Annotated in this window: 24 protein-coding genes and 2 tRNA genes; 14 read left to right on the top strand and 12 right to left on the bottom strand. The window is 72.8% G+C overall.

Going from position 1 to position 25,159, the window contains the following annotated elements; all coding sequences use genetic code 11:
- The 5 genes from valS to OKX07_RS07615 all read left to right on the top strand — a co-directional run bounded on the left by valS (window position 1) and on the right by OKX07_RS07615 (window position 7,131).
- Entirely contained in the window at window positions 1–2,658 is a 2,658-nt protein-coding gene (gene valS / locus OKX07_RS07635) for a valine--tRNA ligase (protein WP_265631225.1), read from the top strand.
- A gap of 126 nt (window positions 2,659–2,784) precedes the next feature.
- Entirely contained in the window at window positions 2,785–3,573 is a 789-nt protein-coding gene (locus OKX07_RS07630) for an ABC transporter substrate-binding protein (RefSeq protein ID WP_265631224.1), read from the top strand.
- A gap of 57 nt (window positions 3,574–3,630) precedes the next feature.
- The gene (locus OKX07_RS07625; RefSeq protein ID WP_265631223.1) at window positions 3,631–4,470 is read left to right on the top strand and encodes an amino acid ABC transporter permease; all 840 of its coding nucleotides are present in this window, start codon (window positions 3,631–3,633) and stop codon (window positions 4,468–4,470) included.
- The gene (locus OKX07_RS07620) at window positions 4,467–5,243 is read left to right on the top strand and encodes an amino acid ABC transporter ATP-binding protein (RefSeq protein WP_322746833.1); all 777 of its coding nucleotides are present in this window, start codon (window positions 4,467–4,469) and stop codon (window positions 5,241–5,243) included. The genes OKX07_RS07625 and OKX07_RS07620 overlap by 4 nt, the downstream gene beginning before the upstream one ends.
- 67 nt (window positions 5,244–5,310) lie before the next feature.
- Window positions 5,311–7,131 (top strand): AMP-dependent synthetase/ligase, encoded by a 1,821-nt coding sequence (locus tag OKX07_RS07615; RefSeq protein WP_265631222.1) that lies wholly within the window; start codon window positions 5,311–5,313, stop codon window positions 7,129–7,131.
- Window positions 7,132–7,185: 54 nt separating this feature from the next.
- Here OKX07_RS07615 and OKX07_RS07610 read toward each other — a convergent pair whose 3' ends face one another.
- The 6 genes from OKX07_RS07610 to tig form a co-directional block, all read right to left on the bottom strand.
- On the bottom strand, window positions 7,186–8,382 hold the full coding sequence (locus tag OKX07_RS07610) for a hypothetical protein (RefSeq protein ID WP_265631221.1): 1,197 nt from the start codon (window positions 8,380–8,382) through the stop codon (window positions 7,186–7,188).
- A gap of 138 nt (window positions 8,383–8,520) precedes the next feature.
- Entirely contained in the window at window positions 8,521–8,835 is a 315-nt protein-coding gene (locus OKX07_RS07605; RefSeq protein ID WP_265631220.1) for a chorismate mutase, read from the bottom strand.
- A complete protein-coding gene (clpX, locus tag OKX07_RS07600) occupies window positions 8,832–10,112 on the bottom strand; it encodes an ATP-dependent Clp protease ATP-binding subunit ClpX (RefSeq protein WP_265631219.1) in 1,281 nt (426 codons plus the stop codon). The genes OKX07_RS07605 and clpX overlap by 4 nt, the downstream gene beginning before the upstream one ends.
- A gap of 264 nt (window positions 10,113–10,376) precedes the next feature.
- Complete coding sequence (locus OKX07_RS07595) at window positions 10,377–11,072, bottom strand: ATP-dependent Clp protease proteolytic subunit (protein ID WP_322746832.1); 696 nt, start codon at window positions 11,070–11,072, stop codon at window positions 10,377–10,379.
- A gap of 33 nt (window positions 11,073–11,105) precedes the next feature.
- Window positions 11,106–11,726 (bottom strand): ATP-dependent Clp protease proteolytic subunit, encoded by a 621-nt coding sequence (locus OKX07_RS07590; protein WP_265631218.1) that lies wholly within the window; start codon window positions 11,724–11,726, stop codon window positions 11,106–11,108.
- A gap of 247 nt (window positions 11,727–11,973) precedes the next feature.
- Window positions 11,974–13,359: a trigger factor gene (gene tig, locus OKX07_RS07585; protein ID WP_265631851.1), complete on the bottom strand. Its 1,386-nt coding sequence runs from the start codon at window positions 13,357–13,359 to the stop codon at window positions 11,974–11,976.
- Window positions 13,360–13,657: 298 nt separating this feature from the next.
- Between tig and OKX07_RS07580 the strand changes: the two genes are divergently transcribed.
- Window positions 13,658–13,728, top strand: a tRNA-Gly gene (locus OKX07_RS07580).
- A gap of 359 nt (window positions 13,729–14,087) precedes the next feature.
- On the opposite strand, the gene OKX07_RS07575 is transcribed toward OKX07_RS07580, so the two are convergent.
- The 3 genes from OKX07_RS07575 to OKX07_RS07565 form a co-directional block, all read right to left on the bottom strand.
- The gene (locus OKX07_RS07575) at window positions 14,088–14,687 is read right to left on the bottom strand and encodes a hypothetical protein (protein ID WP_265631217.1); all 600 of its coding nucleotides are present in this window, start codon (window positions 14,685–14,687) and stop codon (window positions 14,088–14,090) included.
- A gap of 255 nt (window positions 14,688–14,942) precedes the next feature.
- Window positions 14,943–15,398 (bottom strand): iron chaperone, encoded by a 456-nt coding sequence (locus OKX07_RS07570; RefSeq protein ID WP_265631216.1) that lies wholly within the window; start codon window positions 15,396–15,398, stop codon window positions 14,943–14,945.
- A gap of 80 nt (window positions 15,399–15,478) precedes the next feature.
- Entirely contained in the window at window positions 15,479–15,946 is a 468-nt protein-coding gene (locus tag OKX07_RS07565; RefSeq protein WP_265631215.1) for a DUF6326 family protein, read from the bottom strand.
- Window positions 15,947–16,045: 99 nt separating this feature from the next.
- Between OKX07_RS07565 and OKX07_RS07560 the strand changes: the two genes are divergently transcribed.
- From OKX07_RS07560 to OKX07_RS07550, 3 genes are all read left to right on the top strand, one after another.
- Entirely contained in the window at window positions 16,046–16,738 is a 693-nt protein-coding gene (locus OKX07_RS07560) for a TetR/AcrR family transcriptional regulator (protein WP_265631214.1), read from the top strand.
- A gap of 116 nt (window positions 16,739–16,854) precedes the next feature.
- Entirely contained in the window at window positions 16,855–17,979 is a 1,125-nt protein-coding gene (locus OKX07_RS07555; RefSeq protein WP_265631213.1) for a glycosyltransferase family 4 protein, read from the top strand.
- A 7-nt stretch (window positions 17,980–17,986) separates the two neighbouring features.
- On the top strand, window positions 17,987–19,216 hold the full coding sequence (locus OKX07_RS07550) for a glycosyltransferase (protein WP_265631212.1): 1,230 nt from the start codon (window positions 17,987–17,989) through the stop codon (window positions 19,214–19,216).
- On the opposite strand, the gene OKX07_RS07545 is transcribed toward OKX07_RS07550, so the two are convergent.
- The 3 genes from OKX07_RS07545 to OKX07_RS07535 all read right to left on the bottom strand — a co-directional run bounded on the left by OKX07_RS07545 (window position 19,161) and on the right by OKX07_RS07535 (window position 20,400).
- Entirely contained in the window at window positions 19,161–19,616 is a 456-nt protein-coding gene (locus OKX07_RS07545; RefSeq protein WP_265631211.1) for an iron chaperone, read from the bottom strand. The genes OKX07_RS07550 and OKX07_RS07545 overlap by 56 nt on opposite strands.
- Before the next feature lie 110 nt (window positions 19,617–19,726).
- Window positions 19,727–19,800 (bottom strand) — tRNA-Pro (locus OKX07_RS07540).
- A gap of 78 nt (window positions 19,801–19,878) precedes the next feature.
- Window positions 19,879–20,400 (bottom strand): hypothetical protein, encoded by a 522-nt coding sequence (locus OKX07_RS07535; protein ID WP_265631210.1) that lies wholly within the window; start codon window positions 20,398–20,400, stop codon window positions 19,879–19,881.
- A gap of 528 nt (window positions 20,401–20,928) precedes the next feature.
- Between OKX07_RS07535 and cysK the strand changes: the two genes are divergently transcribed.
- The 5 genes from cysK (at window position 20,929) to OKX07_RS07510 (ending at window position 25,130) form a co-directional block, all read left to right on the top strand.
- Window positions 20,929–21,864 (top strand): cysteine synthase A, encoded by a 936-nt coding sequence (cysK, locus tag OKX07_RS07530; protein WP_265631209.1) that lies wholly within the window; start codon window positions 20,929–20,931, stop codon window positions 21,862–21,864.
- 97 nt (window positions 21,865–21,961) lie between these two features.
- On the top strand, window positions 21,962–22,546 hold the full coding sequence (gene epsC / locus OKX07_RS07525; protein WP_265631208.1) for a serine O-acetyltransferase EpsC: 585 nt from the start codon (window positions 21,962–21,964) through the stop codon (window positions 22,544–22,546).
- A 99-nt stretch (window positions 22,547–22,645) separates the two neighbouring features.
- Window positions 22,646–22,999 carry a GntR family transcriptional regulator gene (locus tag OKX07_RS07520; RefSeq protein WP_265631207.1) on the top strand — a complete coding sequence of 118 codons (354 nt, stop codon included), beginning with the start codon at window positions 22,646–22,648 and terminating at the stop codon, window positions 22,997–22,999.
- Window positions 22,996–23,991, top strand: coding sequence for a DUF1648 domain-containing protein (locus OKX07_RS07515; protein ID WP_265631206.1), 996 nt, complete (start codon window positions 22,996–22,998; stop codon window positions 23,989–23,991). The genes OKX07_RS07520 and OKX07_RS07515 overlap by 4 nt, the downstream gene beginning before the upstream one ends.
- Before the next feature lie 53 nt (window positions 23,992–24,044).
- A complete protein-coding gene (locus OKX07_RS07510) occupies window positions 24,045–25,130 on the top strand; it encodes an LLM class F420-dependent oxidoreductase (RefSeq protein ID WP_265631205.1) in 1,086 nt (361 codons plus the stop codon).
- The last annotated feature ends 29 nt before the right edge of the window (window positions 25,131–25,159 follow it).

Raw genomic sequence — 25,159 nt, 5'->3', positions numbered from 1 at the left:
ATGAGCGACCTGACCCGACCCGACGCCCCGACGAGCGCCCACGCCGCCCGCCAGGTACCGGACAAGGTCACGGTGGACGGCCTCGAGGACCGCTGGTCGCAGGCCTGGGCGGACGCCGGCACCTACACGTTCGACCGCACCGCCGAGCGCGAGCAGGTCTACTCGATCGACACCCCGCCCCCGACGGTCTCCGGCTCGCTGCACGTCGGCCACGTGTTCTCCTACACGCACACCGACGTCGTCGCCCGATTCCAGCGGATGCGCGGCCGCCAGGTCATGTACCCCATGGGCTGGGACGACAACGGCCTGCCCACCGAGCGCCGCGTCCAGAACTACTACGGCGTCCGCTGCGACCCGTCGCTGCCCTACGTCGAGGGCTTCGTGCCCCCGCACGAGGGCGGCGAGGGCAAGTCGATCAAGCCCGGTGACCAGGTGCCGGTCTCGCGCCGCAACTTCATCGAGCTGTGCGAGCGGCTCTCGGGCGAGGACGAGCTGCAGTTCGAGGCCCTGTGGCGTCGCCTCGGCCTGTCCGTCGACTGGTCGATGACCTACCAGACCATCGGTGCGACCGCCCGGGCGGTGTCGCAGCGCGCGTTCCTGCGCAACCTGGGCCGCAACGAGGCGTACCAGGCCGAGGCGCCCGGGCTGTGGGACGTGACGTTCCAGACCGCCGTCGCGCAGGCCGAGCTCGAGGCGCGCGACTACCCGGGCGCGTTCCACAAGGTCGCCTTCCACCGCCCGGACGGCGAGGCGGTCGTCATCGAGACCACCCGCCCCGAGCTGCTGCCCTCGTGCGTCGCGCTCATCGCGCACCCCGACGACGAGCGGTACCAGCACCTGTTCGGGACCACCGTGACCAGCCCGCTGTTCGGCGTCGAGGTGCCCGTCCTCGCGCACCCCCTGGCGGAGCCCGACAAGGGCGCCGGCATCGCGATGTGCTGCACCTTCGGCGACCTCACCGACGTGCAGTGGTGGCGCGAGCTGCGCCTGCCGACGCGCTCGGTGGTGGGCCGCGACGGCCGCGTGCTGCGCGACACCCCGGAGTGGCTGACGTCGCAGGCGGGACGGGCGGTCTACGGCGAGCTGGCCGGCAAGACGACGTTCAGCGCGCGCGAGGCCGTCGTGGCCGGGCTGCGCGAGTCCGGTGACCTGCTGGGTGAGCCGGTGGCGACGCAGCGCAAGGCGAACTTCTACGAGAAGGGCGACAAGCCCCTCGAGATCGTCACGAGCCGTCAGTGGTACATCCGCAACGGCGGGCGCGACGAGGACCTGCGCGCGGACCTGCTGGCGCGGGGTCGTGAGCTGGGCTTCCACCCCGACTTCATGCGGGTGCGCTACGACAACTGGGTCGGCGGGCTCAACGGCGACTGGCTGGTGTCGCGCCAGCGGTTCTTCGGCGTCCCGATCCCCGTGTGGTACCCGATCGACGAGCAGGGCGAGCCCCGGTACGACTCCCCGCTGGTGCCCGGCGAGGCCGCGCTGCCCGTCGACCCGTCGAGCGACGTCCCGGCGGGCTACACCGCCGACCAGCGCGGCGTGCCGGGCGGGTTCGTCGGGGACCCCGACATCATGGACACCTGGGCGACGAGCTCCCTGACCCCGCAGATCGTGTGCGGCTGGCTCGACGACCCCGACCTGTTCTCCCGGACGTTCCCCATGGACCTGCGCCCCCAGGGGCAGGACATCATCCGCACCTGGCTGTTCTCCACCGTGGTGCGTGCTCACCTCGAGGAGGGCACGCTGCCGTGGAAGCACGCCGCGATCAGCGGGTGGATCCTCGACCCCGACCGCAAGAAGATGAGCAAGTCCAAGGGCAACGTCGTCACGCCCATGGGCCTGCTCGAGGAGCACGGCTCCGACGCCGTGCGCTACTGGGCGGCCAGCGCGCGCCTGGGCACCGACGCGGCGTTCGAGGTCGGGCAGATGAAGATCGGTCGCCGCCTGGCGATCAAGGTGCTCAACGCGAGCAAGTTCGTCCTGTCGTTCGGTGCGGCCGACGAGCCGGTCCCGCTCGACCCCGCGCTGGTCACGCAGCCCCTGGACCGCGCGATGCTCGCGGGCCTCGCAGACGTCGTCGACCAGGCCACGGCGGCGCTCGAGGGGTACGACCACACCCGCGCCCTGGAGCTGACCGAGACGTTCTTCTGGACGTTCTGCGATGACTACCTCGAGCTGGTCAAGGACCGCGCCTACGGGGCCGGTGCGGCCACCGCCGACGTGACCCCCGCGACCGCGTCGGCACGCGCCGCGCTGGGGATCGCGCTCGACACGCTGCTGCGCCTGTTCGCGCCCGTGCTGCCCTTCGCGACCGAGGAGGTCTGGTCGTGGTGGCGCGAGGGCACGGTGCACCGCGCGCCGTGGCCGACGAGCGCCGGCCTGCGCGACGCCGCGGCCGGCACCGATCCCGGACTGGTCGCGGGGGCCGGCGCCGCGCTGGCGGCGCTGCGCAAGGTGAAGTCCGAGGCGAAGGTGTCGATGCGCACGCCCGTCGAGCACGCCGTGCTGCACGTCCCGGACGCGCTGCGGGCCGGCGTGGAGGCCGCGCTGGACGACGTGCGCAACGCGGGGCGCGCGACGGGCACGCTCGAGATCACCGCCGGGGACGGCGAGACCGTCGTGGCGCAGGACGCGCGCCTCGGCGAGGCCGTCGCCCGCTGACGCGACGGCACCGGGTGCCGTCACGCGGTCGGACCGGGACCGACGTCCCGGGTCGCCCCGGGTGACGGATAGGGATGATGTTGCACGCATAGCTATGCGTGCATCGTCCCGCCCGGAAGGACCACCATGCGTCACCACCTGCTCCTCGGCACCCTCGCCGCCGCCCTGCTCGCCACGACGGCCTGCACCTCCGGTTCAGGGGACGCCGCGACGGCGGGCGGTGACGAGCTCGCGCTGGTGAACGCAGGCTCCCTCACCGTCTGCACCAACCCGCCCTACGAGCCGTTCGAGTTCGAGGACGACAACGGCGACGTCGTCGGCCTCGACATCGACCTCGCGCAGGAGGTCGCCGACGACCTCGGCGTGGAGCTGCGGACCGTCGTCACGCCGTTCGACTCGATCCAGTCCGGCGCGTCGCTGAACACCGACGCGTGCGACCTGGTCGCCTCGGGCCTCACGATCACGGACGAGCGCGCCGAGAAGTTCGACTTCTCCGCGCCGTACTTCGACGCCGACCAGGGCCTGCTCGTCGCCGAGGACTCCGGGCTCGACGACGTGGAGTCGCTCGCCGGCGCGAAGGTCGCCGTGCAGATGGCGACCACGGGCGAGACCTGGGCCCAGGAGCAGGACCTGACGACCGTGCAGTTCGAGGACCTGGGGCTGCAGGTGCAGGCGCTGCGCACCGGTCAGGTCGACGCGGTGATCAACGACATCGCGGTGCTCGGACCCTTCGTCGCGCAGGGCTTCGAGGTCGCCACGACCTTCCCGACGGGCGAGCAGTACGGCCTGGGCGTCCGGCAGGGCAACGCCGCGCTGCTCGACGCCGTGAACGCCACGCTCGCGCGCATCGCGCAGGACGGCACGTACGACGCGATCTACACGACGCGCATCGGCACCGCACCCGCCGCCGACTGACGACCCCGCGGGGCGGGACCCTCGTCCTCACCGCACCGCGCCGACCCGGGAGTGCGCATGACCACCGCCCCGCAGACCCTCGCCATGCCGCCCGGCCGACGCCGGACCAGCCCCCGCACGCGCGCCCGCATCACCCGTGCCGTGCAGTACTGCGTGCTCGCCCTCGCCCTGACGGCGGTCGTCGTGCTGACCGACTGGTCCAACGTGTCCTCCCAGCTGTTCGACCCCGCCGTCGCCGCCGACCTGGTGGACCGGATGCCGCTCGGGCTGTGGAACACGGTCCGCTACACGCTCGGCGCGTTCGCCGTCGGCCTGCCGCTGGGCGCCCTGCTGGCGTTCATGCGGCTGTCGTCCGTCGGCCCGTACCGCTGGATCGCAACGGTGTACATCGAGTTCTTCCGCGGCATCCCCGCGCTGCTCGTCGTCCTGTCGGTCGGGTTCGCCGTCCCGATCGCGTTCGGCGTCAGCATCCCGTCGATGCTCGCGAAGGCCTCGATCGCGCTGGGTGTCGTGGCGTCCGCGTACATCGCCGAGACCCTGCGCGCCGGCATCGAGGCGGTGCCGAAGGGGCAGGTCGAGGCGGCCCGGTCGCTCGGCATGTCGCACGGGCGCACGCTCGTGCAGGTCGTCGTCCCGCAGGCGTTCCGCATCGTGCTGCCCCCGATGACCAACGAGATCATCCTGCTGACCAAGGACACCTCGCTGGTGTTCCTGCTCGGCATGCAGGTCGCCGAGTACGAGCTCACGAAGATCGGCCGCGACGCCCTCAGCACCGCGCAGGGCGGGCTGACAGCCCTGTTCGTCGCCGGCGCGTGCTACCTGATCCTCACCCTGCCGCTGGGCCAGCTCACGCGCTGGCTGGAGCGGCGCACGGCCACGAAGGGACGCGGCAAGTGAACGACGACCCGAGCGACGACACCGTCGTCTCCGTCCGTGACCTGCACAAGTCGTTCGGCGAGCGCGAGGTGCTGCGCGGGATCGACCTCACGGTCGCCGCGGGCGAGGTCGTCTGCGTCATCGGCCCGTCCGGGTCCGGCAAGTCGACCCTGCTGCGCTGCATCAACCTGCTGGAGCAGCCCACGTCGGGGCGCGTCGACGTGCTCGGCGTCGAGGTCACCCACCCGGACGTCGACATCGACCGCGTCCGCACCCACGTCGGCATGGTGTTCCAGCAGTTCAACCTGTTCGGCCACCGCTCGGTCCTCGAGAACTGCACCATGGCGCAGCGCGGCGTCCTGCGCCGCTCGCGCGCCGATGCCGAGCAGGTCGCGCTGGCCAACCTCGAGCGCGTCGGCCTGGCCGACCGCGCGCACGCGATGCCCGGGCAGCTGTCCGGCGGGCAGCAGCAGCGCGTCGCCATCGCGCGAGCGCTGTCGATGGACCCCCGGCTCATGCTGTTCGACGAGCCGACCTCGGCGCTGGACCCCGAGCTCGTCGGGGACGTGCTCGCCGTCATGCGCGACCTGGCCGACGCCGGCATGACGATGATCGTCGTGACGCACGAGATGGCGTTCGCTCGGGAGGTCGGCGACCGGGTCGTGTTCATGGACGACGGCCTGGTCGTGGAGACCGGCCCCGCGGACCAGGTCGTCGGATCACCCCGGGAGGAGCGCACCCGCGTGTTCCTGCAGCGGGTGCTCGACCCCACGCACCAGCACCCGCCGGCGTGACGTCCCGGCGCCGACGGGACGGCGCCCACTAGGGTCGAACCCTTCCCCGCCACGAGGAGCGCGTCGCATGCCCGAGTTCACGTCCCCCGCCCTGGCCGCGCCCGACCCGGCCGCCTCGATCTGCACGATGCTCGCCGACCGGCTCGCGCGCGACCGCGACGGCGTGTTCGCCGAGCGGCAGACCTCGCTGGGCGGGACCTGGCGTCCCGTGACCGTCGCCGCGTTCGTCGCCGAGGTCCGGTCGGTGGCCAAGGGCCTGGTCGCGGCGGGTGTCGAGCCCGGGGACCGGGTCGCGATCATGTCGCGCACCCGGTACGAGTGGACGCTCGTGGACTTCGCGGTCTGGGCCGCGGGCGCGGTCGGCGTCCCGGTCTACGAGACCTCGTCCGCCGAGCAGGTGCGGTGGATCGCGTCGGACTCCGGTGTGCGGGTCGCGGTCGTCGAGACGGCGGCGCACGCGGCCGTCGTCGCGCAGGTCCGGGGCGACCTGCCCGGGCTCACCGAGGTGCTCGTCATCGACGAGGACGCCATCAGCACGCTCGTCGCCCGGGGCGCCGACGTCCCGGACGAGGAGATCGACCGGCGCAGCACGCTCGCGCGCGGTGACGACCTGGCGACCGTCATCTACACCTCGGGGACCACCGGACGCCCCAAGGGCGTCGAGCTCACGCACGGCAACTTCGTCGCGCTGACGCGCAACGGCGTCGAGGGCCTGGGCGAGGTCTGCGCGAAGTCGTACTCCCGGACCCTGCTGTTCCTGCCGCTGGCCCACGTGTTCGCGCGGTTCATCCAGGTGCTGTGCGTGCCGTCCGGCGCGGTGCTGGGCCACACGCCCGACACCCGCAACCTGCTGCCCGACCTCGCCTCGTTCCAGCCCACGTTCGTGCTCGCCGTGCCGCGGGTGTTCGAGAAGGTCTACAACTCGGCGGAGCAGAAGGCCGGCTCGGGCGTCAAGCTCAAGCTGTTCCGGTGGGCGGCGAAGGTCGCGATCGCCTACTCGCGCGCCCTCGACACCGACGGGGGCCCGTCCGCCGCGCTCACCGCGCAGCACCGCCTCGCCGGTCGACTCGTGCACGTGAAGCTGCGCGGGGCGCTCGGCGGACGTGCCGAGTACGCCGTGTCCGGCGGTGCGCCCCTCGGCGAGCGGCTGGGCCACTTCTACCGCGGCATCGGCGTGCACGTGCTCGAGGGCTACGGCCTGACCGAGACGTCCGCGGCCACGGCCGTGAACCTGCCGGGCTCGACGAGGGTCGGCACCGTCGGTCCCGCGTTCCCGGGCACCTCGCTGCGCGTCGGCGACGACGGGCAGATCTGGGTGAAGGGTCCCCACGTCTTCCGCGGCTACCGGCACATGCCCGAGGAGACCGCGGAGGTGCTCGTCGACGGCTGGTTCCACACCGGCGACATCGGCACGCTCGACGAGCACGGCCACCTGCGCATCACCGGACGCAGCAAGGAGATCATCGTCACCGCCGGTGGCAAGAACGTCGCACCCGCCGCGCTGGAGGACCGCCTGCGCGGCCACCCGCTGGTCAGCCAGGTCGTCGTCGTCGGCGACCAGCGGCCGTTCATCGCGGCGCTCGTGACCCTCGACGCCGAGATGCTGCCGGGCTGGCTCGCGATGCACGGGCTGCCCCCGATGGACGTCACGACCGCCGCGACGGACCCGCAGGTGCTCGAGGCCCTCGACCGCGCCGTCGCCCGAGCGAACGAGGCGGTGTCCCGCGCCGAGTCGGTCCGCAAGGTGCGCGTCCTGCCGACGGACTTCACCGAGGCGAACGGCTACCTCACGCCGTCGCTCAAGGTGAAGCGCAGCGCCGTGCTCGTCGACTTCGCCGCCGAGGTCGACGCGCTGTACGCGGACACCCGGGCCGGGTCCGGCGACTGAGCGCCGCCGTGCCCGGGCCCCACGGCCCGGGCACGGTCACCGTCCCGGGGCGCGTCAGCCGGGCGCGCGCAGCCGGTGGCTGTCTGCCGACTGCGTCAGCACCGACTCGCTGGGGGTGGAGACGTCCGCCCAGCGCAGCACCGCACCGATGCCGTCGACCAGCTCCACGTCGCCGTCCTGGACGCACGTGAACCCGGCGTCCTGACCGAGCACCGCCCGCACCAGCGCGACGTCTGCCGGCAGGCTGCGCGAGTCCCCGTCCGCGACGCCCATCGCGGCCAGCTCGCCGACGGTCGTGGCGACCTGCAGCGGCTCCGGGCCCACCCACAGCGACCGGTCGGCCAGGCCCCGGTCGAGCGCGTCGGCGGAGACGACGAGCTCGTCGACCTGGCCACGACGCAGCACCTCGACCACGTCGTCGACACCCGTCACCGCGCCCTCGCCGCGGCCCTGGGCCTCGCGGTAGCGCTCGACCTGCGCCGTGCGCCGGTGCAGCCGGTGGGCCGCGACCACCTCGGTCACCCGTGCCGCGAACGCCTCCTGACGCACACCGTCACCGCGTCCGCCGCCCGGCACCTCGACCAGCACGTCGCGCACGTGCTGGCCCAGCGCCTCCTTGACCAGCGCGACGGCCCGCAGGTCGCCCGTGAGCAGCACCATCCCGGGCACCTTCTCGCGCACGCGGCGGTCGACGACGGCCGCCACGGCCTCGGAGTTGCGCTGCCACGAGTCCTCCGCGCGGGTCTGTCCCCGGCGCGCCAGGCCGCCCTCCCGGACCTTGTGCACGTCGTCGTGCCCGCCGTCCACGGTCTCGACCGCGGGCGCGTCCCCGTCGACCTCGTCGGTGTCGACCCAGCGCAGGTCGGCGCCCGTCCTGTCGACGGCGACGAGCAGGTAGCAGACGCCCTCCTCGGACGCCCGCACGACCTGCGAGAGCGCGGGCACGGACCCGTACACGCCACGCGACTGGACCGGCGCCGGTCCCAGCACGCGGTCCACGACGACACCCCCCGAGTCGGCGACGATCACACGGCCGTGGGGGTCGCGTCGCCCGTCGGGCCGCGCCACGTGCTCGGCGATCTCGTCGAGCAGGTCGGTCGGCACGCCGTCACGCTCGAGGCCGCGGCGGACGGACCGCCAGCGGTCGGCCGTGCCCGACTCCCCCGCCACCTCACCCGGCGACGCATCGAGGTAGACCGTGACGAACGGTCCGGGACGTCCGAGCAGCGGCGTGAGCCAGTGCAGGTGCATGGGGTCTCCTCCTGCGGGCAGGTCCCCGGCGACCGCACGACCGGTGCGTCCCACCGGGGCTGACCCTCCTACCTTGGGTCACCGCACCGGGGTCCGCCAACGGGCGCAGGGGGTGAGGAAGAGCCGGACGGGCGTCCGTCAGGTCCGGTGGGCGTGCCCCTGCGCGATGTCCTCGTGGTGACGGATCACCTCGGCGACGATGAACGCCAGGAACTTCTCGGCGAACACGGGGTCGAGCTCGGCCTCGTGGGCGAGCCGCCGCAGGCGCGCGACCTGCTGCGCCTCGCGGCCCGGGTCCGACGCGGGCAGCCCGAGCTCCGCCTTGAGGACACCGACCCGCTGCGTGGCCTTGAACCGCTCGGCGAGGATGTGGATGAGCGCGGCGTCGACGTTGTCGATGCTGCCGCGCAGCCGCGCAAGCTCGGCCGGCACGACGCGTCCCTGATCGTTCACGCGCTCTTCTCGCGCGGCGTGCGCTTGTCGCGCGACGCGTCGCGCGGGACCAGGGTCGGGTTGACGTTGTCCAGCACGACGGCGCGCGAGATGACGACGCGGGCGACGTCGTCGCGCGACGGGACCTCGAACATCACCTGCTGCAGGACCTCCTCGAGGATCGCCCGCAACCCGCGCGCGCCCGTCCCCCGCAGCAGCGCCTGCTCGGCGATCGCCTCGATGGCGTCCTGCTCGAACTCCAGGTCGACGCCGTCGATCTGGAACATGCGCTGGTACTGCTTGACGAGGGCGTTGCGCGGTTCGGTGAGGATGCGCACGAGCGCCATCCGGTCCAGCGGCGAGACGGTCGTGATGATCGGCACGCGGCCGATGAACTCGGGGATCAGGCCGAACTTCAGCAGGTCCTCCGGCATGACCTCGTCGTAGACGTCGATGTCGTCGGCCGAGTGCAGCGGGGACCCGAAGCCGATGCCGCGGCGACCGGCCCGTGACGTGATGATCTCGTCGAGGCCGGCGAAGGCCCCGGCGACGATGAACAGCACGTTGGTCGTGTCGATCTGGATGAACTCCTGGTGCGGGTGCTTGCGCCCGCCTTGCGGGGGCACCGACGCGGTCGTGCCCTCGAGGATCTTCAGCAGCGCCTGCTGCACGCCCTCGCCCGACACGTCGCGGGTGATCGACGGGTTCTCGCTCTTGCGGGCGATCTTGTCGATCTCGTCGATGTAGATGATGCCCGTCTCGGCCTTCTTGACGTCGTAGTCGGCCGACTGGATGAGCTTGAGGAGGATGTTCTCGACGTCCTCGCCGACGTAGCCCGCCTCGGTGAGGGCCGTGGCGTCCGCGATCGCGAACGGGACGTTGAGCATCTTCGCGAGCGTCTGGGCCAGGTACGTCTTGCCGCAGCCCGTCGGGCCGATCAGCAGGATGTTCGACTTGGCGATCTCGACGGCTTCCTCGCCGGCGACGGCACGGGAGCTCTCGCCGGCCTGGATGCGCTTGTAGTGGTTGTAGACCGCGACCGAGAGCGACCGCTTCGCGGACTCCTGGCCGACGATGTACTGCTCGAGGAACTCGAAGATCTCCTTCGGCTTCGGCAGATCGACCATGCCGACCTCGGTCGCCTCGGCGAGCTCCTCCTCGATGATCTCGTTGCACAGGTCGATGCACTCGTCGCAGATGTAGACCCCTGGCCCGGCGATGAGCTTCTTGACCTGCTTCTGGGACTTCCCGCAGAACGAGCACTTGAGAAGGTCCGCACCGTCCCCGATCCGCGCCACGTGCGTCCCCTTCCTTCGTGTCGCCCACCGCGGTCGATGCGGTTGCGCCGTCGTCGTGACCTCGCAGTCCGCGAGTCACGTTCCCCCATTGCACACCACCTAGGGCCACCTGTCAGCCGAACCCGTCGGGCGGGTCGCGGCGTGTCGGGGGTGACACGCCGTCCGATGCGTCCCGGTTCGCACGGATGGCCCAGCCGTGACCCACGCATGACCCCCGGTCCCGTCGCGAACGACGGAACCGGAGGTCATGCCGCGGTCACAGCGTCAGGCGGGCTGGACCACCGCGGGGTGGACACCCTTGCGGCTCTCGAGCACCTGGTCGACGATCCCGTAGTCCTTGGCCTGGGCCGCGGTGAGGATCTTGTCGCGCTCGATGTCCTGGCGCACCTGCTCGATCGGCCGACCCGTGTGCTGCGAGAGCGCCGCCTCGAGCCACTCGCGGATGCGGATGAGCTCGTTCGCCTGGATCTCGATGTCGGACGCCTGCGCGTAGCCGCCGCCCTCCATCGCGGGCTGGTGGATCAGCACGCGCGCGTTCGGCAGCGCCAGACGCTTGCCGGGCGAGCCGGCCGCGAGCAGGATGGCCGCCGCCGAGGCCGCCTGCCCGAGGCAGACGGTCTGGATGTGCGGCTTGATGTACTGCATCGTGTCGTAGATCGCCGTCAGCGCGGTGAACGAGCCGCCGGGCGAGTTGATGTACAGCGTGATGTCGCGGTCGGGGTCCGTGGACTCCAGGACGAGCAGCTGCGCCATGACGTCATCGGCCGAGGCGTCGTCGACCTGCACGCCGAGGAAGATGATGCGGTCCTCGAACAGCTTGGTGTACGGGTCCTGGCGCTTGAAGCCGTAGGCGGTGCGCTCCTCGAACTGCGGCAGCACGTAGCGACCGGACGGCGAGGCGGGTGCCGTGCCGCCGGCCAGGCGGCCGGCTGCGGCCATGAACTGGGATTCCATGCTCACGAAGTTCTCCTGGTTCTCTGCGTCGCCCGGCCGTCAGGCCGCGGTCCCGCCGCCACCGGCGACCGAGTGGCTGCTGGTCACCACGTTGTCGATGAAGCCGTACTCGAGGGCCTCGGGGGCCGTGAACCAGCGGTCGCGGTCCGAGTCGGCGTTGATCTGCTCGACGCTCTTGCCCGTCTGCTCGGCGATCAGCTCGGCGAGCACCTTCTTCATGTGCAGGATCAGCTGGGCGTTGATGCGCACGTCGGTCGCCGTGCCGCCGATGCCGCCCGACGGCTGGTGCATCATCACGCGGGCGTGGGGCGTGGCGTACCGCTTGCCCTTGGTGCCCGAGGAGAGCAGGAACTGCCCCATCGACGCCGCCATGCCCATCGCGATCGTCGCGACGTCCGGCTTGATGTACTGCATCGTGTCGTAGATCGCCATGCCGGCCGTGATCGACCCGCCGGGCGAGTTGATGTACAGCCAGATGTCCTTGTCCGGGTCCTCCGCGGCCAGCAGCATCATCTGCGCGCAGATGGCGTTGGCGTTCTCGTCGCGGACCTCCGAGCCGAGCCAGATGATCCGCTCGCGGAGCAGTCGGTTGTAGATGGAATCGTTCAGGCCGAGGCCCGGAGAATCTGCCCGGGCCAGGGCCGGCACCTGCTCGTTCACGAAGGCTCCCTCGTCTGGCTACGTCCTACGTGCACGGCCGGGTCGAGCCCTTGCGAGGGGCGTCGTCCGGCCGCGCGTTGCAGCGACCCTAACGCCCGAGCGCGCCCGGCCATGTCCCGCCGACGCGCCGTTTCGCTGTCGGCGCAGCCGGTGCGCCCGGACGGCCCGCAGCGGCGACGCGGACGGCCCCGCGCTCCCGGTACGGGCGCGCGGGGCCGTCGTCACGTGCGGCGAGAGGGTCGTCGCGTCAGGCCTTCTCGTCGGCGCTGTCGTCGCCGAAGATGACGGACGACACGTCGGTGGCGGCGTCGCCCGAGGGCGCCTCGGCCTGCTCGAGCTCGGAGTCCTCCTCGTCGGTGCCGATGAACTCCGACAGGTCGACCGACGCACCGGAGCCGTCGACGACCGCGACCCGGCGCAGCGAGACGGCGAGCGCCTTGGACCGCGCGACCTCGGCGACCATGGCGGGGATCTGCCCCTGCTGGTCGAGGGTCGTGATGAACGTGTTGGGGTCCATGCCGTACTGCCGCGACGCGCTCACGAGGTAGTCGAGCAGCTCGCTCTGGCTCACCTTGATGTCGAGCTGCTCGGCGAGGGTGTCGAGCAGGATCTGGTTGCGCAGCGCGGTCTGGGCCTGCTCGGTGACCTCGACGCGGTGCTCGTCGTCCTCGAGGCGGCCCTCGGACTCGAGGTGGCGGTGCACCTCGGCCTCGACGACGCCGCTCGGCACGGGGATCTCGGTCTCGGCCGTCAGCTTCTCGACCAGCAGGTCGCGCGCCTGCACGGCCTGGTTCGACGCCTTGATCTTGCCGGCCTGCTCGCGCAGGTCCGCCTTGAGCTCGTCGATCGTGTCGAACTCGCTCGCGAGCTGCGCGAACTCGTCGTCGACCTCGGGCAGCTGACGCTCCTTGACGCCGGTGGCCGTGACGGTGACCTGCGCCTTCTCGCCCTTGCGGTCGCCGCCGACGAGCTCGGTCTCGAACGTCGTCGTCTCGCCGGACGACAGGCCCGTCAGCGCCTCGTCGAGGCCTTCGAGCATGTTGCCCGAGCCGATCTGGTAGCTGGTGCCGGAGACCTGGTCGACCTGGTCGTCACCGATCGTCGCGACGAGGTCGATGACGACGAAGTCACCCGACTCGGCGGGACGGTCGACGCCGACGAGGGAGCCGAAGCGCTCGCGCAGCGCGTCGAGGCGCGCGTCGACGTCCTCGTCCGCGACCTCGACGTCGTCGACGGTGACGCTCAGGGCGTCGAGGTCCGGCAGCGTGATCTCGGGGCGGACCTCGACCTCGGCCGTGAAGTGCAGCTCACCCTCGGCGTCGGCGGGGACCAGGCCGGGGACCTTCGTCACCTCGACCTCGGGCTGGCCCATGGGGCGCAGCTTGTTCTCGCGGACGGCCTCGGCGTAGAAGGTCGACAGGCCCTCGTTGACGGCGTGCTCGATGACGGCCGGGCGGCCCACGCGCTGGTCGATGATGCGCGGCGGGACCTTGCCCTTGCGGAAGCCCGGCACCGTCACCTGCTCGGCGATGTGCTGGTAGGCGTGTTCGATGCTCGGCTTGAGCTCGTCGTACGTCACCTCGACGGACAGCTTGACCTTGGTCGGGTCCAGGGTCTCGACGGCGCTCTTCACTTCAGTGGTCTCCACTTGGTCATGGCCGGGCGCCGGAGGATCCGACGAGGTGGCTCGCTTCGATCTGCACGCTCTGGGTCGATCTGCAGGCGCTGTGGGGCACTGCACGCTGCGGCCCGGGCGACGTCGTGACCTTCCCGTGGACCTGCCACGGTGGGGCGACGTGCGAGCACCCGAGGGCGCGTACGCGCGACCCTCGATGCTACGCCACGAGCCGCGCCGACCGCCAAAGCGGCCTCACGCCTCATCACCCGGTACCCTTGCTGCGCCCCGCGGTCGACACCGGCCGGGCGGGCGCGCGGACGTAGCTCAATGGTAGAGCCCCAGTCTTCCAAACTGGCTACGCGGGTTCGATTCCCGTCGTCCGCTCCCCTCTCAGGGTGGTTCAGGTTCTCGTGCCTCCGTGTGGTTGCGGTCACGGCAGCCTCGATGCCTCCGAAGGTCGTCTGAGAACTCCGTGGCAGTGGACGCTCCGTCCGGAACGACTGCGCCGACCAACCGCTCGTCAGTCTCTGTCCGCCGACACCGTTGAGATACCCGGCCTACCGATACGCGAGCGCACGGCCTGGGCGGCTGTGCTGCACCTCGGCCTGGTCGTCGTGGAGCCCACGTCCGGGTCCGAACGCACTCGAACCCACGAGCCCAGAGAGCGCTCCGTCCCGACGTCCAGGACGCAGCACCACCATCTCGGTGAGCACGGGCGCGAGGTCGCGGGCATCCGGGGCCCGTCACACCAAGGGCTGCAACACGATCCCGAGCTCGGAGTCGTGCGTGGTGACCGCCAGCGGCACCGAGATGCCGTCGATCGGACCGGTCAGCCACGCGTCTCGGATCAGGCGCAGGAACGTGACGTGGACGAGCAGGTCGGCGATGTTCGTCGCAGCCTCGACCTCAGCGGACCTGGGCGCGTGGTCGCCGCCGTAGTAACGCTCGAACGACCCCTGCATGGACGCCCAGCCGCGCAACGTCAGATCCTCCCGGTAGTGCAATGGAATGTCCGCCGGCCCGTCGTCCAGCGTCTCGAAGTCGTTGATCGGTGACGACCACGCATCCAACCCGGCGTGCCAGTGGTCCGGATTGATGGTGTACCCGTTCATCTCTGTGTAGAGGGCTGGGTACTCGCCTTCGCTCTCGGTCAGAAGGCCGGCGCACCGCTGCAACCAGCGCCGAACCTCGTCGGGCTCGTTGGTGAACCCGTCGCGCGCAGCCCGAGTGAATCCGTCGATGCCGGTGTCGTGGAGCATGTCGGCGAGGCGTTCGCACGCCCCGTCGAGGTCGCCCGCCTTGACCCAACGTTCGACGTCGCCGAGCAGCTTCTTGTCCCACATGCGCAGAACCCTACGGTCGGGGGACGCCCTCCGGAGCGTGTCGCCAGTGCGTCACCCTTCCGGCGGAGCGACGGCGCTGGCACCCACCCGTCCGACGGTCATGCCGGCGGAGTCGCGACCCCAGGTCAGGCAGCCCATGTGGTGGGCGTGACACGTGTGGGGTGGCCGACCGCGCAGATGTGACGATCTCATCAGGTCACACCCTTTCCGGAACACCCTCCCTCACCGCGGGCGCCACCTGCGCCGGTCCGACGCTCAGCCTGCTGCGCGCCGCACGAGGTCGGCGATCGTCGCCTCGACCTCGGGCGTCACACCGGTCAACGCGTACGACGTCGGCCACATCGAGCCGTCGTCGAGCGCCGCCGGGTCCTCGAAGCCCAGGGTCGAGTAGCGGGACTCGAACTTGCCCGCGGGCTTGAGGAAGCACAGCACCTTGCCGTCCTTCGCGTACGCCGGCATGCCGTACCAGGTGCGGGGTGCCAGGTCGGGCGCCACCTCGCGGACGATCGCGTGGACGCGCTCGGCGATGACGCGGTCGGCGTCGGGCAGCTCGGCGATCTTCACTAGCACCTGCGCCTCCGCCTCGGCCGCCTTTGCAGCCGCGGTCCCGCGCCGCGCCTGCGCCTTGAGCTCTGCGGCCCGCTCCTTCATCGCGGCGCGCTCCTCGGCGCTGAAGGTGTCGGTGCTGCCGGTCGTCGACTTCGCGCTCATGGGTGCTCCTCGGTCCGTCATGGGTGTGGCACCCACGCTAGGGACCTGCCCGCCGTCAGGCTTCTCGGATCGTGACCGACTCAGGCGGCGGCACCCGTCGACAGCTCGTCGTCGGTCCGCCACCGTTGCAGTGCGTAGAGCACCAGGAACGCCGTGGTCGCGATCTCGATCACCGAGAAGTAGACGTAGTGGAGCGTGACGTCCCCGACGGAGAGGGACGCAACCTGGGCGGCGGTCATCACGGCGCCGCCGGCGACGGTCCCCCACCGCGCGACCCGGTGCGGAGCGATCCGCGTGATCAGCACCAGCGAGATCGGGATCGTCATCAGCACGGCTGACACGAGAAGGAACCCCTGGGTGATCTCGACACCGCCGATGCTGCCGGCCAGGACCTCCTCGAGGTGCTCGGCCCAGTAGAAGCCGAGGACGTCGCAGTACAGGTAGCACAGCACCGCGAACAACCACAGCGAGCTGACGACCGTGCGCGGCGCGAGCCTGCGGGGTCGGGGGGGCGCGGATGACGTAGCCGGCGTCGCGAGCGTGGTCACGGGGGTCCTCCAGGATACTGGGGCAGGGCCGGATCGGCCGGCCTTAGCTTGTAAGAAAATCGTACTGTGTAAGAATTTGCTGACGCAAGGGAGGCGCCGATGGCGAGGCGCGTGGTCCGTGAGCGGCTGAGCCGCGAGCTGATCGTCGACGTCGCGATGTCGCTCGCGGACGACGAAGGGCTCGAGGCCGTCACGATGCGTCGGGTCGCGACGGCGCTGCACTGCGAGGCGATGTCGCTCTACCACCACGTGCCGGGCAAGGACGCGCTCCTGGCCGCGCTGACCGACCGGGTCGTCGGCCTCGTGGTCGAGGTGTCGGTGCAGGTCACGGCGTCGACCTGGATCGAGACCGTGCGCGAGCGCTGCCTGATGGCCCGGGAGGTCCTGCTGCAGCACCCGTGGGGCCCGTCGGTGCTGACGAGCAGCACGCAGATGCCACCGTCCGCCTGGGTGCTGTACGAGCACCTGCTGGCCACGCTGGCGTCGGCCGGCTTCGACGACGACCTCGCGCACCGCGCGGTCCACGCGCTGGGCTCCATGCTCTTCGGCTTCAGCACCGAGCTGTTCGAGCCCGACGGCGGCGCGGAACCCCCGGACGAGGCGACGATGGCCGTGATCGCCGCCCAGATGCCCCACCTGGCTCGCCTGGCGGCCGCCGTCGTGCACGAGACCGACGGAGCGCTGAGCGGGTGCGACACGAGGGCCGAGTTCGTCTTCACCCTCGGGCTGGTCCTCGACGGCCTCGAGCAGGAGCGCGCCCGCCGGGCCGGCGGGCCGTCGAGCTCCGTCTGAGGGCCGTCGTCCCGATCGTGCGCCGGACGACGCAGCGCGACGTGTCCGTCTAGCCGACACCATCCCGCCGCCCACGCGTCGACCGCCCGTCCTCCGCGCCTGGTGGGCTACGCGGCGTGCGCGTCGCCATCGTCACCGAGTCGTTCCTCCCCCACGTCAACGGCGTCACCAACTCCGTGGTCCGGACGCTGGAGCAGCTGCAGGCCGCGGGGCACGAGGCACTCGTGCTGGCACCCGGCGACCCGCCGTCGCGGGTGCACGGTGCGCGGGTCGTGCCGCTGCGCTCAGTGCCGCTGCCGGGCTACGCGGAGGTGCGGGTCGCGGTGCCCTCCACGCGGACGGTCGCGCGCGAGCTCGCCGCGTTCGCACCCGACGTCGTGCACCTCGCCTCACCCTTCGCGACGGGCCGTCCGGCGGTCCGGGCCGCCGCGTCGCTCGACCTGCCGACCGTGGCGGTCTACCAGACGGACGTCGCCGGGTACGCGGGCCGCTACGGCCTGGGCGCGGCCACCGACACCGCGTGGCGCGTCGTGCGCACGATCCACGAGCAGGTCGACCTGACGCTCGCACCGTCGCTGACGTCGGCGCGGGCGCTGGCGGCGCACGACGTGCCGCGCGTGGCGGTGTGGCCGCGGGGCGTCGACACCGTGCGCTTCAACCCGCTGCACCGCGACGAGGCGTGGCGCCGGCGGATCGCGCCCGGCGGCGAGGCGCTCGTCGGGTTCGTGGGCCGGCTGGCCGCCGAGAAGCAGGTCGAGGACCTGGCCGTGCTGCAGGACGTGCCGGGCGTGCGGGTCGTCGTCGTAGGCGACGGGCCCCAGGCCGCGGACCTGCGGCGCGCCCTGCCGCGCGCGGTGTTCCTGGGCCAGGTCACGGGCGACGCCCTGTCCCGTGTGGTGGCGAGCCTCGACGTGGCCGTGCAGACCGGCCCGCACGAGACGTTCTGCCAGTCCGCCCAGGAGGCCCTCGCCGCGGGCGTCCCGCTGGTGGCCGTCGGGGCGGGCGCCGTCGCCGAGCTCGTCGACCCGAGCCGCACCGGCTGGCTGTACCCGCCGGGCGACCTCGCGGCGCTGCGGGACGCCGTCGCCGACCTGGCCGGGGACGCGGCGAAGCGCCGGGCCATGGGCGCGGCCGGACGCCGACAGGTCGAGGGCCGCACCTGGCAGGTCGTGGGAGAACAGCTGCTCTCGTACTACGCGACGGCGGTGGCCGGGCACCGCTCCGCGGCGCAGGTTGGCTGAGCGCGGCGTGCACGTCGTCCACCTGACCAACGCGTACGCACCCGCCTCGGGCGGTGTACGGACCATGGTGCACGCGCTCGGCGCGGGCTACCGCGCGCACGGGCACCGGTTCACCCTCGTCGCACCCGCCTCGTCGGGTGGCGTCGACGAGGAGCACTGGGGCACCCGCGTCCGGCTGCCGGGCCTCCACGTCCCCGGCACCGCCGGCTACCGGGTGCTGCTCGACACCGCGGCCGTGCGCCGCACGCTCGACCGGCTCGCACCCGACCGCGTCGAGGTGTCCGACCGGTTCACCCTGCGGCACGTCGGGGCGTGGGCGCGCGAGCGCGGGGTCCCGAGCGCGCTGTTCGCGCACGAGCGGCTCGACGGGCTCGCGCACAGCCTGGGCCGGCTGCCCGAGGCGTCGGCCCGCGCCCTGGCCGACGTCACGAACCGCCGCTGGGCCGCCGCGTTCGACCGCGTCGTCGTCACGACCCCGTTCGGCGCGCAGGAGTTCGACCGCATCGGCATCCCGACCACGCGGGTGCCGCTCGGCGTCGACCTCGACGCGTTCCACCCGTCGCTGCGGACGCGCGCAGTCGGCGAGCGGGGCGTCGTGCTCGCGCTGTGCAGCCGGCTGTCACCGGAGAAGGCGCCCGGCGCGGCCGTCGCGACGCTCGGCCTGCTGCGCGCGGACGGTGTGGACGCGCGGCTCGTCGTGCTGGGCGACGGCCCGGAGGCGTCGCGGCTGGCGCGCGCCGCCCGGGACCTGCCCGTGACGTTCCTGGGCCACGTCGAGGACCGGCGGCTGGTCGCGCGCACGCTCGCCGACGCCGACGTGACGCTGGCACCCGGCCCGCTGGAGACGTTCGGGCTGGCGGCGCTGGAGTCGCTGGCGTGCGGCACGCCGGTCGTCGCGGCACGCGGGTCCGCCGTCGCCGCGCTGGGGGTGCCGGCGTCGCACCCCCGCGAGTTCGCCGCCCGCGTCGTGGACCTGGTGGGCGCCGGTCCGGCAGCACGCGACGCGGCCCGCTCCCGCGCCGAGCACCTCGGCTGGTCGACAACCATCAGCACCCTGCTCAAGCTCCACGGCGCCCCCGTCCCCCCACCGCGGGACGCAAGAGTGGTCACACCTGGACCGCCGGGGTCGGGAAGTGGTCGCGTGTGTGACCACTTCCTCGGGGCCCTCAGCCCGGGGGCGCTCAGCCTGCTGCGCGGCGGATCAGGTTCGCGATCGTCTGCTCCGCCTCCGGGGTGATGGCCGTGAGCGAGTACGACGTGGCCCACATCGGGCCGTCCTCCAGCTCGGCGACGTCGTTGAAGCCCAGGGTGCAGAAGAGGGTGTCGTACTTGGACGCCGCCTGGAAGAAGCAGACGACCTTGTCGCCCTTGGCGTAGGCGGGCTGGCCGTACCAGGTGCGCGGCGCCAGGTCAGGCGCGTGCTCCTGGACGATCGCGTGGACCCGCTCGGCGAGCGCGCGGTCGGCGTCGGGCATCGCCGCGATCGTCGCCAGGACCTCGGCCTCCTGCTTGGCGGCCTTGGAGCCCTTGCCACCCTGCTTCGCCTGCGCCCGCAGCTCGGCGGCACGCTCCTTCATCGCCGCGCGCTCCTGGGCGGTGAAGCGGCCGCTCGTCCCGGACTGCTCGGTGCCGGTCATGACGCTCCTCGGATCGGTCCTCGTGGACGTCACCGATGCTAGGAACCGCGGCCGCGGCGGCGCTTCTTCGAACCTGACCGCCTCCGGCGGCGGCCTGCGTCCTCACACGGTCGGGGTGGCGGGATTCGAACCCACGACCTTCCGCTCCCAAAGCGGACGCGCTACCAACCTGCGCCACACCCCGCGCACGGCCGGCAGGGCCGACGGCACGCGCTCAGCCTACCGGCGCGATCACGGCCGACCGTCCCGTCGACGGCAGCGCTCAGACCGTCATGGCCGTCACCGTCACGGCGGCGTCCGCGCCGGTCCCGCGCACCACGACGTCGAGGTAGTGCCAGTCGCCCGGGTGGTGCGGCGCGTGCGGGACCTGCACGCACGCCTGCTCGTCAGGCGGGCACGCGTCGCCGAGGACGGCGTCCGGGGCCACCGTGGCGAGCCAGGCGGCGATCTCGTCGCGCGACGCCGTCAGCACGGCGCCGTACGCCGTGTCGATGCCGTCCGACCGCGTGCACGTCGGCTCGCCCGGCAGGGGCGTGCCGGTGCCGACGAAGCCGAGCATCTCCTCGCACCCGACGCCGATCGTGCCGCCGCCCAGCGCGCGTGACGTGGGGCCGGTGCTCGCGTCGTCCGTCGCGTGCAGCGTTGGGGACGCTGGGCGTCCCGAACGCTGCTCGCCGGCGGGCCGGTCGTCGGTCGGCGTCCCACCCGACGGCCCGCACGCGGCCGTTGCGAGCACGACGAGCGCCACGAGCGCGAGCTCGGAGGGCCTCCGGTACAGGGTCACGGTGCGACGCTAAGGCGCGACCGGCAGGTCGGGAGTCCGCCGACGGGAGGACGGTCCCGCGCGGAGGTCGTGCCACGGGCGCACCCGGACCGCGACGGGGCGGACCGGACGAGCGCACCGCGCCTGCCGTGCCGTCCGCATCGCGGGACGTCCGTCTCACGGGAACCTTTGCGCGCGCCGGTGTGTTGACGCTAGCGTCGGCACCACCACGGGAGTGCTCCCGTGCCACCGGCCCGCCGTACGGCTGGCCCAGGACGAGGAGAGCGATGCGCGTGCCCACCGCCGCCGTTGCCCCCGTCCCGCGCGCCTGCGTGGCGTGCACCTGTTGTCGCTGTCGGTAGAGCGCTGGCCGCTCCCGCACGCACGTCGTGCGCGCACCCCTGCGGGTGCACCCCGCGCCAGCGCTCGCCCCGGAGGGGTCGCCGCACGCCTCCCTGGCTCCACCTGCGTCGTCCTGAGGCGCTCCCCATCGCAGATCCCCCGCACCTGCCGGCCCCGACGGGGCACGGCACCGACCGAAGAGGAACCATGGCACGCATCTACGAGGACGCGACCGCGCTCATCGGCAACACCCCGCTCGTCCGCATCAACAAGATCACCGACGGCGCCCCCGCCCAGGTCGTCGGCAAGCTGGAGTTCTACAACCCCGCCAGCTCGGTGAAGGACCGCATCGGCGTCGCGATCATCGACGCGGCCGAGAAGTCCGGCGACCTGAAGCCCGGTGGCACGATCGTCGAGGCCACCAGCGGCAACACGGGCATCGCGCTGGCTTTCGTCGGGGCCGCGCGCGGCTACAAGGTCGTCCTGACGATGCCGGAGACGATGTCGAAGGAGCGGCGCGCGCTGCTGCGCGCGTTCGGCGCCGAGCTCATCCTCACGCCGGGCTCCGAGGGCATGAAGGGCGCGGTCAACCGCTCCAACGAGATCGTCGCGGAGCGGCCCGGCGCGATCCTCGCCCGCCAGTTCGCCAACGAGGCCAACCCGGAGATCCACCGCCGGACGACGGCCGAGGAGATCTGGGCGGACACCGACGGCGAGATCGACATCCTGGTCGCCGGCATCGGCACCGGCGGCACCATCACGGGCGTCGGCCAGGTGCTCAAGGAGCGCAAGCCCGGCGTGCAGATCGTCGCGGTCGAGCCGGCGGAGTCCCCCATCCTCAACGGCGGCGCGCCCGGCCCGCACAAGATCCAGGGCATCGGCGCGAACTTCGTCCCCGAGATCCTCGACACGAGCGTCTACGACGAGGTCATCGACGTGGACGCCGAGACCGCCGTCGCCGTCGCGCGGCGCGCGGCGCGCGAGGAGGGCCTGCTCGTCGGCATCTCCTCCGGTGCGGCCCTGCACGCCGCGACCCTGCTGGCCCACCGCCCCGAGAACGCGGGCAAGCTCATCGTCGTGATCATCCCGTCGTTCGGTGAGCGCTACCTGACCTCGGTGCTCTACGCCGACCTGCTCGACTGAGCGGCCCGGCCCGGTCGTCGTCCTCACCGACGACGACCGGGCCCCCCGCCCGCACCCGGCGGGCACCCCCTTCCCACCGCCTCGTCCGGAGCCCGCCATGCGCCCCCTGCACGACTTCCTGCGCACGCTGCGCGGCGACCTCGAGTCGGCCCACCAGCACGACCCCGCCGCACGCTCCCTGCTCGAGGTGGCGTTGGCGTACCCCGGGGTGCACGCGATCTGGGTGTACCGGCTGGCGCACCGCATGTGGCAGGTCCCGCCGCTGCGGCTGGCCGCGCGCCTCGTCTCGCAGGCCGCCCGCGCGGCGACGGGCGTCGAGATCCACCCCGGCGCCCGGCTCGGTGAGCGGCTGTTCATCGACCACGGCATGGGCGTCGTCATCGGCGAGACGGCCGAGGTCGGCGACGACGTCGTGCTGTTCCACGGCGCGACGCTCGGCGGGCGCTCGATGAAGCGGGGCAAGCGCCACCCCACGCTCGGTGACCGTGTCGTCGTCGGTGCCGGCGCCAAGATCCTCGGTCCGGTCTGGGTGGGCAACGACGCGCAGATCGGCGCCAACGCGGTCGTCATCGCCGACGTGCCCACGGGCGCGATCGCCGTGGGCGTGCCCGCGACCATCCGGCGCCGCAGCGCGGCCGTGCCGTTCGACGTCGAGGTCGACGACCCCGCGATCTACATCTGACGAGGCCGGGGCCACCCCGCCACATCGGTCGGGTCGGCGCAGGGCGGCCGGGTCGGCGCAGAGTTGTTCTAGTTGTTGTGTAACTACTAGACTGACGGCATGCTCTTCCGCATCGACCCGACGTCGGACGACCCGCTGTACACGCAGCTCGCGGCGCAGGTCCGCACCGCGGTCGCCCACGGCGACCTGCACGCCGGCGAGCGCCTGCCGTCGGCCCGTGACCTCGCGACGTCGCTCGAGGTCAACCTGCACACCGTGCTGCACGCCTACCAGGAGCTGCGCGACGAGGGTCTGATCGAGCTGCGCCGCGGCCGCGGCGCCGTCGTCACGGGCCACGCCGCCCCGGACCTGACCGACCTGCACACCGCGGTCGAGGCGCTCGCCGCGACCGCCCGCCGACTGCACGTCGCCCCGGCGACCGTGACCGCCCTCGTCCAGGAGGCCCTGCGATGACCACCACCCGCCCGACGCCGCCGCACCGGCTCGCCACCACGGTCACGACGCTCGTGGTCCCGCTGCTCGTGATCGCCACGACCGTGGTCGTCGCGGTGAGCTGGACCCCGCGCCTGCCCGACCCGCTGGCCGTGCACTGGTCCGGCTCCCAGGGACCCGACGCCTTCGGCTCGCTGAAGGACGCCGTCGCGATCCCCCTGCTCTTCGCGCCGCTGTTCGCGCTCGGCATGTGGGCCCTGGCGTTCTGGGCGGGCCGGGACGCGTCCACGCGTCGCCTGGCCGCCGGGTTCTCGACCGGCCTGGCCGTGCTGATGTCCGTCGTCGTCCTGGGCTCGCTCGCGGTGCAGCTCGACCTCGCCGACGCGGCCGACGCCCCGGGGATCAACGACGTCGTGGCGTGGGCGTTCGGGGGTGGCATCCTCGCGGGGACCCTTGCCGCGCTCGTCGTGCCGCGTGACGTTCCGATGCCGAGCACCGCTCCGGTCGACCCCACGGCCCCGCGCACGGCGCTCGCGCCGGAGGAGCGTGCGGCCTGGACGCGGTCCGTGACCAGCCCGGTCGGCGCGTGGGTCGGCGGCGGGGCCGTGCTCGTCGTCGTGGTCCTGGCGATCGTGCTGCAGGTCCCTGCGTTGCTGATCCTCGCGGCGGGCCTGGGGCTGCTGCTCGCCTCGATGCTCGTGCTGCGGGTGAGCGTCGACGCCCGTGGGCTGGTCGCGCGCTCGCCCCTGGGCCGGCCGAGCGTCCGCGTCCCGCTCGACGAGGTCGTCGCTGCCCGCGTCACGCAGATCGACCCGTTCGGGGAGTTCGGCGGATGGGGGTACCGGGTCGGGCAGGGCGGGCGCGTCGGGTTCGTGCTGCGCAAGGGCGAGGGCATCGAGGTCGAGCGCACCGGCGGGCGGGTGCACGTCGTGACCGTCGACGACGCCGCGACCGGCGCCGCCCTGCTCAACACCCTGGCGGACCGCGCCCGCGGGGGCGCTACCGCCCGGTAACGTCACCGGGGCGCCGTCGGGCGCACGTCGACGGCGACGACAAGGAGCAGCGCATGCGCCTCGGGTACCACACGGGCTACTGGTCGGCCGGACCCCCGCCGGGGGCCGCGCAGGCCGTGCGCGCGGCCGACGACCTCGGCCTCGACTCCGTCTGGACCGCCGAGGCCTACGGGTCCGACGCCCTGACGCCGCTGGCCTGGTGGGGTGCGAGCACTCGGCGCGTGCGCCTCGGGACGGCGATCGCCCAGATCTCGGCCCGGACCCCGACGGCCACGGCGATGGCGGCTCTCACGCTCGACCACCTGTCCGGCGGGCGCTTCGTCCTCGGGCTGGGTGCGTCCGGCCCCCAGGTCGTCGAGGGCTGGTACGGGCAGCCCTACCCGCGTCCGCTGGCGCGGACGCGGGAGTACGTCGACGTCGTGCGCCAGGTCCTCGCCCGCGAGGCCCCGGTGACGTACGACGGCGCGTTCTACCGCCTGCCGCTGCCCGCCGACGAGGGCGCGGGCCTGGGCAAGGCACTGCGCTCGACCGTGCACCCCCTGCGCGCCGACCTGCCGATCCACCTGGCCGCCGAGGGGCCGCGCAACGTCGCGATGACCGCCGAGATCGCCGACGGCTGGCTGCCGCTGTTCTACTCCCCGCGCATGGACGCGACGTACCGCGAGCTGCTCGCCGACGGCTTCGCGCGCCGGGCCGCGACCCTCCGGCCGCCCGAGGAGTTCGAGGTCGTCGCGACGGTCCCCGTGGTGCTGGGCGACGACGTCGAGTCCGCCGCCGACGTCGTGCGGCCGTTCGTCGCGCTGTACGCCGGCGGCATGGGCGCCAAGGGCGCGAACTTCCACCGGGACGTGCTGGACCGGCTCGGCTACGCGGAGGCCTGCGACGAGATCCAGGCGCACTACCTGGCCGGCGACCGGGCACGCGCCACCGCGGCGGTCCCGACCGAGCTCGTGCGCGACATCGCCCTCGTCGGCACGCAGGACGACGTGCGCGCCCAGCTGCCCGCGTGGCGCGCCACCGCGGTGACGACCGTGCTCGCCCAGGCAGACCCGCGCGCCCTGCCGCAGATCGCCGCGATGCTGGGTGATCCTGGACCGGACGGCGGACCCCTGGACGGCTCGGCGCCCGAACGGCCCTAGCCTGAGCCCTTCGACGCGACGGGACGGGG

It is taken from the genome of Cellulomonas sp. S1-8, from assembly GCF_026184235.1.
In the GTDB taxonomy this organism is placed as follows: domain Bacteria; phylum Actinomycetota; class Actinomycetes; order Actinomycetales; family Cellulomonadaceae; genus Cellulomonas.
The sequence above is the reverse complement of the archived record's forward strand: the minus strand, read 5'-3'. Positions and strand labels throughout refer to the sequence as shown.